Origin of the sequence: Acidovorax sp. HMWF018, from assembly GCF_003061035.1 — a bacterium.
Taxonomy (GTDB): domain Bacteria; phylum Pseudomonadota; class Gammaproteobacteria; order Burkholderiales; family Burkholderiaceae_C; genus Acidovorax; species Acidovorax delafieldii.
Window position 1 is genome coordinate 1 of the sequence record NZ_QAIM01000314.1, and the last position, 3420, is coordinate 3420.

The following is a 3420-nucleotide window of genomic DNA, read 5'->3' on the forward strand; positions in this document are numbered from 1 at the left end:
AATGGGGATTGCGAAGCTCTTGACCGCCTCGTGTTAGGCTTTGGCCAACACCTGATGCCAGCGCTACTGGAAGTAGGACTCCCGCAGGAGAAGCAGTACGAGATTCGTGACTTCATACTATCGAGGACATATCAAACGCTGCACCTCCCTGCTATGCCTATCCAGGACGCAATAGAACTGGCAAGATTTTTGGCTGAAACCGCATCGAGGTTCTCTCACTTCAGCCTACAAGCGCCGATGATTGGTGGGCCGATCGAACTGGCTACAATCACAAAACACGAAGGTTTTAAGTGGGTTGCCCGCAAGCACTACTTCAATTCTTCGCTAAACCCTGGAGTTGATCATGCTTAGTCTCAACGCGAGAAACGACCCTGCAGTTGGTCGCCGTGAGGACTTTGTTCGTCCTCAAGGTCCGAATGCTGTGGACTACAAGTATCAGACCGTAGTCATCCAAGATTCAACTGCTAGTCAATCGCCAACCCTTGTGATTTCCCCGCCGGGGCCACTGCTCAAAAAAGCCCTCGCTAATATTGGCAGCCAGCAGCAACAAAAGTAGCATCACAGCCCGCGTTTAGCGGGCTTTTTTCTACCGCTGCTACAGTCCCGCCAGGAGGACGCCCATGGAACAGGCAGCACAACAACCAGTCTCGCCCCTGCGCAGGTGAAACCAAACCCCACTGGGGTGAAACAAGGCCCTCGATTGAGGGCCTTTTTATCTGGTCAATGCACAAGAACCGCTGTCGTGTTCCCCATCGCAAGGCGCCTAGCCTGCACCAACCTGTCGTAGTGCTCCAGGGCTGCATCTTCGTCATCTTCGTAGTTCACAGTGGCCACGCCAGCCTCATAGATCCAGAACGGTGCGCTGAAAGACATAGCCGGACCTTGGACGCGGCTGCCGTCGCGCTTGGTGAGAATGTCACCTGCTTTGATGGCTGCGCTCATGATTAAGCAGGCAGTGGTGCAAAGGCATTCACATGGGCAATTTCCCAGCGCCCATGCTTGCGGGGAATCACGATGCCGCCGGTTGCCTTCGCTTCGGCCCGCGCAGCCAGGCGGCTCTCGCAGTAGTCGCGCAGGTCTTCCAGCCACTCATCGGTCAGCGGATAGGCGCTCAGGTGGTCCTGCAAATCGCGCTGGATGTTGAGTAGAGACTTGCCGTGCTCTACAGGGTGCATGGTGAACTTGCCCTCCCCTGCATCTGTCACCAGCACCGCGCGGGCGCCGAGTGGAATGGAAAAACCGGGGATTGCCGTGGTCAAGGGTTGCGTGGTATCTTTCATTGTGAAATCCGTTCTGTTTGGGTTCGGGGTTCAAAGAAAGCCTCGGCAGTTCGTACCTGCCGGGGCTTTCGCCTTTGTGGGGATTGACGCGCCCTTCATGCCACGCCCATGGCGCGTTCCAGCGGGCCCAGCATCGCAACTGAGAACCCAGCAAGCGCCATCTCTGGATGCGCTGAGTGAGAGAGTTCCACTACCAGAGAGTGAAGAAGCAGCAGGCGGCCAGCCTGGGTCTTCGCTCCCTGCATTGCGGCTAGTACTGCGGCGGTTTCAGCATGTCCGTGTTGCTCGGCCAGTTGTTCTGGTGTTGGGTTCATGGTGCATCTTTCTTAGTGAGTTGTTGCGGTGGTTGGGAAAAGTCCTGGTTCCATGTCGTGCTGGAGGCGTTCTCGCGTCTCCCGAATGTCCGGCAGCTCATGTTTGCGATTGAGCATCAGCTTCGATCCGAACGACGCCCACATGAAAGAGGTCGCGTCCTTCTTCTCCAGTTCGAGGCGCTGGTCCCACAAGCTCATGCCGATGCGCTGCAGTTGCTCTGCCATCGCGTTAAAGGCCAAGATGTATGCCTCTTTTATGCGCGCGGCCTTCGAGCCTCGAAAGCCCATCGCCAGAAAAACGAATCCATCCTTGGTCATTCGGACGATCCGCTCCATTCGAGTTGATCCATTTGGCCCTGGCACCTCAATCAACGTGGGCTCAAAGTTGAGCCGACGAAATTCATCACTGCAATCGAGCTGATCGAAAGCGCGCAGCACGTTCTTGTGCAGCTTCTTGAAATGCTTTGCCACCCGGCGCGAGTCAGTTGTCAGAGTGGTGTCGTTGAGAACGACGAATTCAGAGAGGTCGTTCATGCTGTTGCTCCCTGGGGTTGCTTGGTCTGCTGGGCTGCGCGGGATTGCTCCAGGCGCACAACGATCTCGCTGTTCAGGCTGCGGCGGTTGTCGATTGCCTCGTGCTGCAGCCACGCTTTCAATTCATCGGGCAATCGCACCTGCGCGATTGGCGATCCTCTGCTTACCGTCATTTGTTGCTCCTTCGTATACCGTCATAAATGCGTGTACGGTGCACGCATCATATAGTGCGTCTACCGTGCACGCAATACCTGACAAATCAACGCGGCTATGATGGACGCATGGCCACCAACAAACCACAAGCCGACTACCAGAAGCAAGGTGTTCGCATCCCGAAGGATTTGCATGCGCGGATCCATGAGGCTGCCGTGGCTTCGGGGCGCTCGTACAACTCAGAGTTGATCTCGCGCTTGGAGGCCAGCTTTGTCAATGCCGCCACCTCCCATGGCGTGATGCCTCCTATGGGTGGCGGCGGTTCGTCACTCCGCTCCGAGCTGGTGGACGCCGCAGCTCAGATCAACGACTTGCAGGGAAAGCGAAATACCGTTGCGCTACTCATGACGGTGCTTCGGACCAGCGGCCAAGACGCAGAACTGGAACGATTGCGGCGGGACATGGATGATCTGGATCTTGAGATCGCCAGGCTGGTGCAATTCATCCAATCCCGATCTGCTTCAACAGAGGGCGCAAGGCCAGCCGCGGTAGTTGGGCTGTCCGACCTTGTAGATGGGGCGGAAGTGAAAACGCCAAACGATCTGGTAGATAGGGTTTCGCGCGTACTCAACCCTATGGTCCGGCGGAAGAAGTAAGTCACCCCTGACTTAGACGGTCCCGACTACATGCGTGTCAAGGTTGAACCTGAGCCTGATACGCAAGATCTAAGGTTCCGTCACTGTGGTCGAGGACCGTTATTCCCCAGGTTCCCTATTGACTGTAAGTGTGGGCGTTGCAGCAAAACCGTTATTAACGGACAATGGCATCACCGTGATATCAAACACGGAGATAGCCATGACCACCCTTACATTTAGTCAGCATCAGTCGATTCCCGCAGGAATGCTGGGTGAGGGATACGTGCGTGAGTACACCAGAGCAACACCTGCACCGTTGCACCCAGTACATGCAGCTCAACCGGGACAAGTAGTCTTAGTGAAGTCCACGAAGACTGGCTTTATCCGGGTGCAGATCACCAGCAGAAACGCACAAGATGATGCTGAGACGGGGTGCTCACCAGCTATGTTGCGAATTCTGGACAACATCTCCAATCCGGCAAATGCACACCGATTCAGCAAGGA

The 3420-nt window shown here is 55.8% G+C and carries 9 protein-coding genes; 4 read left to right on the forward strand and 5 right to left on the reverse strand.

Features of this window, described 5'->3' with window-relative positions:
* Both DBR23_RS30575 and DBR23_RS29280 read left to right on the forward strand, forming a co-directional pair.
* On the forward strand, nucleotides 1-351 hold a 351-nt coding region (locus DBR23_RS30575), incomplete at its 5' end, for a hypothetical protein (RefSeq protein ID WP_233250412.1).
* Nucleotides 344-556 (forward strand): hypothetical protein, encoded by a 213-nt coding sequence (locus DBR23_RS29280; RefSeq protein ID WP_146191312.1) that lies wholly within the window; start codon nucleotides 344-346, stop codon nucleotides 554-556. The genes DBR23_RS30575 and DBR23_RS29280, both read left to right, overlap by 8 nt.
* A gap of 164 nt (nucleotides 557-720) precedes the next feature.
* Here the strand turns inward: DBR23_RS29280 and DBR23_RS11920 are convergent, their stop codons facing one another.
* The 5 genes from DBR23_RS11920 to DBR23_RS11935 form a co-directional block, all read right to left on the reverse strand.
* Nucleotides 721-942 carry a hypothetical protein gene (locus DBR23_RS11920; RefSeq protein WP_108498380.1) on the reverse strand — a complete coding sequence of 74 codons (222 nt, stop codon included), beginning with the start codon at nucleotides 940-942 and terminating at the stop codon, nucleotides 721-723.
* Nucleotides 943-944: 2 nt separating this feature from the next.
* A complete protein-coding gene (locus tag DBR23_RS11925; protein ID WP_108498381.1) occupies nucleotides 945-1280 on the reverse strand; it encodes a hypothetical protein in 336 nt (111 codons plus the stop codon).
* Between the two features lie 95 nt (nucleotides 1281-1375).
* A complete protein-coding gene (locus DBR23_RS29285) occupies nucleotides 1376-1594 on the reverse strand; it encodes a hypothetical protein (RefSeq protein WP_146191313.1) in 219 nt (72 codons plus the stop codon).
* Nucleotides 1595-1606: 12 nt separating this feature from the next.
* Nucleotides 1607-2128, reverse strand: coding sequence for a Rha family transcriptional regulator (locus DBR23_RS11930; RefSeq protein ID WP_108498382.1), 522 nt, complete (start codon nucleotides 2126-2128; stop codon nucleotides 1607-1609).
* Entirely contained in the window at nucleotides 2125-2301 is a 177-nt protein-coding gene (locus DBR23_RS11935) for an Arc family DNA-binding protein (protein ID WP_108498383.1), read from the reverse strand. The genes DBR23_RS11930 and DBR23_RS11935 overlap by 4 nt, the downstream gene beginning before the upstream one ends.
* Before the next feature lie 108 nt (nucleotides 2302-2409).
* Here DBR23_RS11935 and DBR23_RS11940 point away from each other — a divergent pair, with 108 nt between their 5' ends.
* Entirely contained in the window at nucleotides 2410-2937 is a 528-nt protein-coding gene (locus DBR23_RS11940; protein ID WP_158276451.1) for an Arc family DNA-binding protein, read from the forward strand.
* 199 nt (nucleotides 2938-3136) lie between these two features.
* Nucleotides 3137-3420 (forward strand): hypothetical protein (locus DBR23_RS30580; protein ID WP_233250413.1); only part of this gene is annotated, 284 nt, incomplete at its 3' end.